We start from the raw sequence: 4,203 nt of genomic DNA on the forward strand, positions 1-4,203 counted from the left end.
ATCTTCCCCAGGGTCCGGGAGTCCCACTTCGATGGGGAACACGCAACGGATGCCGAGGCTGGGGGTGCCCTTCCCCAGGCCCCGCATCTTCCAGTTCACGGTCGCGGTGGGGGCCACGATGGTCGGCCTGCTGCTGACCGGACTGCTCGCGCCGCTGTTGGGAGGCCCCTATTTCCTGCTGGCCCTGGCCGCCGTGGCCCTGAGTGCCCTGTATGGCGGGCTGAGCGCGGGTCTGCTGACCACGGGGCTGTCGGCCCTGGCTTCTGCTACTTTCTCCTTCCTCCCCTCGGCTCCTTCCGCGTCCACGACCCGAGCAATGTCCTGCGGCTCGGCGTCTTCATCGGGGTCGCCGCGCTGCTCTGCTGGGTGAGCGCCTCCCTGCGCCAGACGTTGGATCGGACGAGGATGCAGCTCGCGGAGAAGGAGCGGGCGGACCGGGAGCTGCGCAGCGCCAACGCGCGGGCCGTGGAGATCCTGGAGGCCACCAGCGATGCCTTCTTCTCGCTCGACCGGCAGTTTCACTTCACCTACCTCAACCAGGAGGCCGAGCGGGTCCTGGGCCGCAAGCGAGAGGCCCTGGTGGGCAAGAGTGTCTGGGAGGAATTCCCTCATGCCGTGGGCTCACGCTTCCAACATGAGTATCAACAAACGATGGACACGGGGCGGCCGGCACAGTTCGTGGAGTTCTACCCACCGCTCCGGGCGTGGCTCGAGGTCCGTGCATTCTCCTCTCGCAACGGGCTGTCCGTTTTCTTCCGCGACGTCACCGAGCGCCGCACCGCCGAGGAGACGCTGCGGCTGAGCGAGGAGCGCTATCGCCTGCTGGCCGCCGACCTGGAGCAGCGGGTGCGCGAGCGCACCGCGGCACTCACCGAGCTCAACCGGGAGTTGGAGGCGTTCTCCTATTCCGTCTCGCACGACCTGCGAGCGCCGCTACGGGGCATCGACGGCTTCGCCCACGCGGTGGAAGAGGATGAGGACAGCACCCTGTCTCCGGCCGCCCGGGGCTACCTGCAACGCGTGCAGCGGGCCAGCGAGCGCATGGCCCACCTCATCGATGACCTGCTCGTGCTGTCGCGCCTGTCCCGCGCGGAGATGAAGCGCGAGCCGGTGGACCTCACGGCGCTGGCGCGAGAGGTGGTGGCGGAGCTGGCCGCCCGGGAGCCCCAGCGCGCCGTGGAGGTCCACCTGCAGGCCGGCCTCCAGGCCGACGCGGATGCCCGGTTGTTGCGCCGCCTGCTGGAGAACCTCCTGGGCAACGCCTGGAAGTTCACCGGTCGGGTGGAGCGACCCCGCCTCGAGCTGAGCGCGAGCGAGCGGGACGGGGAGACCGTCTATTGCGTGCGGGACAACGGGGCGGGCTTCGATTTGAAGTACGCCGACAAGCTGTTCTCTCCCTTTCAGCGGCTCCATGACGAGAAGGAGTTCCCGGGGACGGGCATCGGCCTGGCCATCGTGCAGCGCGTGGTCCACCGCCATGGCGGGCGCGTCTGGGCCGAGAGCGCACCGGGCCAGGGCGCCGCCTTCTTCTTCACGCTGGGATGGACGGCGAAGGGGGCCGGCGTGTGAGTGGACGCCCCGTGCGCGTACTGTCGGTGGAGGACTCCGCGGACGACACCGAGCTCATCCTGCTGTCGCTGCGCCGGGGGGGCTTCACGCCCTCCTTCCAGCGCGTCTCCACACCGGAGGCGATGCGGGAGGCCCTCCAGCAGGCGCCCTGGGACATCATCCTCTCCGACTTCCAGATGCCCCACTTCTCCGGCCGCGAGGCGCTGGAGCTCCTGAAGGCCGAGGGACTGGACATCCCCTTCATCATCGTCTCCGGCAGCGTGGGCGAGGAGGTGGCCGTGCAGGCCATGAAGGCGGGCGCGCAGGACTTCTTCCGCAAGGACAACCTCGCGCGGCTCTCCGTGGCGGTGGAGCGCGAGCTGCGCGAGGCGGAGATGCGACGCGAGGGCCGCCGGGTGTCCGCCGCCCTGCGCGAGGCCAGGCACCACGAGGGGGTGCTGCTCGACAGCATCAAGGACTACGCCATCTTCCGGGTGAGCCCCGATGGGCTCATCACCAGTTGGAACCCGGGCGTCGAGCGCGTGAAGGGCTACAAGGCCGAGGAGTTCATCGGCCAGCCGTTCGCCATGCTCTTCCTTCCAGAGGATCGCCAGTCCGGCGAGCCCATGCGGGAGCTGCGGCGGGCCGCGGCCGAGGGCATCTTCGAGGGGGAGGGGGTGCGCCTGCGCAAGGATGGCCGCCGCTTCGATGCCGACCTGGTGCTCCGGCCCATCCGCGATGAGCGGGGCGCGTTGACCGGCTTCGTCAAGGTGACGCGCGACATCTCCGTGCGCAAGCGGCACGAGAGCCACCTGCGCTTCCTCGCCGAGGCGAGCTCCCTGCTGGTGAGCTCCCTGGACATGAAGGCGACGCTCTCCAGCGTGGCCCGGTTGGTGGTGCCCACGCTGGCCGACCTGTGCGTGGTGGAGACGGTGACGGAGGACGGCGCCCTGGAGCTGGACGCGGTGGTGCACGTGGATCCGGCCAAGGCGGAGCTGGCGCGCGAGCTACGCCATCACTTCCCTCGCCAGCCCGAGGCGCCTCATGGCGTGTTGCACGTGCTGCGCACCGGAAAGCCCGAGTTCGTGCGCCAGCTCCCGGGCTCCGCCGCCGTCCACGACGCGCGGGGGGAGGACGAGTGGCTGCACGCCTTCCGCTCGTTGGGCGTCCGCAGCTACCTCGTGGTGCCGCTGCTCGCGCGGGGCAAGGCCCTCGGGGCCATCTCGCTCAGCTACATGGAGTCGGGCCGCCACTACGACGAGGAGGAGCTGCGCCTCGCCGAGGAGCTGGCGCGGCGCGCCGCCCTGGCGCTCGACAACGCCCGGCTCTACGCGCAGGCGCGGGAGGCCGTCCACGTGCGTGACGAGTTCCTCTCGGTGGCCTCCCATGAGCTGAAGACGCCGCTCACGCCCTTGCAGATGAAGCTCCAGGCCCTGCGGCGTGAGGCGGAGACGGCGCCCCATGCCTCGCTCCCCGCCGCCCGGGTGGTCCGCGGCCTGGAGGTGGCCGAGGCCCAGGTGCGTCGGTTGAGCACGCTGGTCCATGCCCTCCTGGACGTCTCGCGCATCAGCAGCGGGCCGCTCGCGCTGGAGCTGGAAGCGCTGGACCTGGCCGCGCTCGTCCGCGAGGTCGTCAGCCGTTTCGAGGTGCAGGCCGAGAAGGCGGAGTGTGCGTTGAGCGTCCACGCCCCACGTCCGGTGATGGGGCGGTGGGACCGGATGCGGCTGGACCAGGTGCTGACGAACCTGCTGACCAACGCCTTGAAGTATGGCGCGGGCAAGCCCGTCCACGTCCTCGTCGACTCCCAGGCGGGGCGCGCGACGCTGACGGTGCGCGACGAGGGGCTGGGCATCCATTCCGAGCACCTCTCGCGCATCTTCGGAAAGTTCGAGCGGGCCGTGTCCGAGCGGCACTACGGCGGCCTGGGCCTGGGCCTGTACATCTCCCGTCAAATCGTCGAGGCGCTGGGGGGGAGCATCACCGCGCGGAGCACCCCCGGGCAGGGCGCCACGTTCGAGGTCTCACTGCCCGTCAGCCCGGAGCGGTAGCGCCAGGGAGGAAGCGGGCGTCGGGCTGTGTTAAGCCGGCACGGTCGCATGCGCACTCCGAGTGAAGAGACAGCCCCCACCTTCGGCGAGGCCCCCGAGGGCTACGTCGACATCCCGTTCGTCGTCGAGCCGAACTACGCCGGCTGGCGACTCGACCGCTACCTCTCCGAGAAGATCCGTCGCCTCCCGCTCGCGCGCCTCCAGGGCATCATCCAGCGCGGGGTCCTCTGCGCGGAGCGCCGCCTCAAGCCCTCCACGCCCGTCTACCCGGGCCTCTCCTTCCGCATCCGCCGCCCCGCCAGCCAGGAGCCGGAGACGCCCACCGAGCTGCCCGCCCTCTTCCAGGACGACTGGCTGCTCGTGCTCGACAAGCCCGCCGGGCTCCCCATCCACCCCACCGCCCGCTACCACAAAGGCACGCTCGTCTCCCTGCTGCGAGAGCGCTTCGGCGAGGCCTTCGCGGAGCCCGCTCACCGCCTGGACCGCGAGACGAGTGGCCTCGTCGTCTGTGGGCGCACCACCGAGTCCTGCCGCGTCCTCGGCCGCCTCTTCGTCTCCCGCGACGTCCACAAGGAGTACCTCGCCGTCTGCGAGGGCCACCCGCCCG

Annotated in this window: 4 protein-coding genes; all 4 read left to right on the plus strand. The window is 70.6% G+C overall.

The annotated features are described in order from the left end of the window. Window positions 1-31 precede the first annotated feature (31 nt). The gene (locus VF697_RS12615) at window positions 32-370 is read left to right on the plus strand and encodes a hypothetical protein (protein WP_331094644.1); all 339 of its coding nucleotides are present in this window, start codon (window positions 32-34) and stop codon (window positions 368-370) included. Continuing rightward, the gene (locus VF697_RS12620; RefSeq protein ID WP_414641278.1) at window positions 322-1,569 is read left to right on the plus strand and encodes a sensor histidine kinase; all 1,248 of its coding nucleotides are present in this window, start codon (window positions 322-324) and stop codon (window positions 1,567-1,569) included. Before VF697_RS12615 ends, VF697_RS12620 begins: the two co-directional genes overlap by 49 nt. Window positions 1,570-1,580: 11 nt before the next feature. Continuing rightward, window positions 1,581-3,596: an ATP-binding protein gene (locus tag VF697_RS12625; protein WP_331094648.1), complete on the plus strand. Its 2,016-nt coding sequence runs from the start codon at window positions 1,581-1,583 to the stop codon at window positions 3,594-3,596. Between the two features lie 48 nt (window positions 3,597-3,644). After that, a partial coding sequence (locus tag VF697_RS12630; RefSeq protein ID WP_331094650.1) for a pseudouridine synthase occupies window positions 3,645-4,203 on the plus strand: 559 nt, incomplete at its 3' end.

Source organism: Archangium sp., assembly GCF_036388035.1.
Lineage (GTDB): Bacteria > Myxococcota > Myxococcia > Myxococcales > Myxococcaceae > Archangium.